Below are 1,411 nucleotides of genomic sequence, written 5' to 3'. Positions count from 1 at the left end.
CCCCCAGAATTGGGGGATTTAGGGGGCTTGCAGCTAAAGGTAGTGAGGTCAATTCATCTGAAAACGCTTGTAACTCAGGAGTCAGCATTCAGGACAATGCACTCCAGACCATGCACTCACTTCAAACGAGTCTGTATCTACTACTGTTAGCTGAATCTGAGCAACGGCTGGGTCACCCTGAAGCGGCACTCCAACATCTAGAACAGGCAAGAGTTATTGCACCTGAGGATAATCCTCGGTTTTACAGTCGGATTTTGCAGGCATTGCGTTCCCTTTATTTCCAGCAGGGGCAGTATCTCCAAGCTTTCCAACTTAAGCAATATCAACAATCGTTAGCGCAACAGTATGGTTGGGGAGGGTTTATTGGTGCTGGTCGATTACAGCCACGACAACGGATAAGGTTGGTGGGGTTGCCAACAAATTTGATCGGAGCGCAACGCCTTGCGCCCCTAGAGGAGGAAAATCGATAAACTATAGCGCTAGAAATTGCAGCGTCTGGGCGACAGCAGGATGTCAATCGATTGCTTGAACGGATTGGAAGCAATGATTACAAGCTAATTGTGATTCATGGGGAATCGGGGGTGGGCAAGAGTTCTCTGGTTAATGGGGGATTAGTACCAGGGTTGCAACAGACTGTGATTGGTACAGAAGAGGTGTTGCCTGTAGTGATGGCAGTCTATACCAATTGGGTAGAAGAATTGGGACGCTTATTGGCAGAGGGATTAAACCGAATAAATATAGAAACATTCCATGGAACATCCCTACAAAGTCCAGATAGTATTATACAGCAATTGCGGCAAAATGAACAGCACAATTTGCGGACAGTACTGATTTTTGACCAGTTTGAAGACTTTTTCTTTGTTTACCTGGATAAAGCTGAGCGACGGCAATTTTTTGAATTCCTAGGAGAGTGTCTTACTAGTCCTTCAGTGAAGGTGATTCTGTCGATGCGGGAGGATTATCTCCATTATTTACTGGAATGCGATGGACTTCGTCCCGCTTTCAGCGAACGCGCACCATGGTCGGGTAGCGTTAATCCCATGGCCAGTATGGACATTATTGGCCATGACATATTGAGTAAGCATGTGCGCTATCCTCTAGGGAATTTTTCCCGAGATGATGCCAAGTCCGTGATTGAGCAAGTAACTAAACAATCGTCTTGTTACCTGGAACCAGCTTTGATTGAAGAATTGGTACAGGATTTAGCTGGGGAGTTCTCGGAAGTACGTCCCATGGAATTGCAGATAGTAGGAGCGCAATTGCAGGCGGAAAGTATTACTACCTTGGAACACTATTGGGAACGGGGTTCAAAGCAAGGATTGATGGCGCGGTATTTGACTGGAGTAGTGGAAGATTGTGGACCAGAAAATCAGCAGGTGGCGGAACTGGTGCTATATTTACTAACCGATGA

2 pseudogenes are annotated in these 1,411 nt (G+C 46.3%); both read left to right on the top strand.

The features are described from left to right. Positions 1-470 (top strand): annotated as a pseudogene (locus F6K49_RS49085) (hypothetical protein); the annotation flags it as partial. Between the two features lie 51 nt (positions 471-521). After that, positions 522-1,411 (top strand): annotated as a pseudogene (locus F6K49_RS49080) (hypothetical protein); the annotation flags it as partial.

This window comes from Moorena sp. SIO3I6, assembly GCF_010672095.1.
Note: the sequence above shows the minus strand (reverse complement) of the source record. Positions and strands in the feature narration are given on the sequence as shown.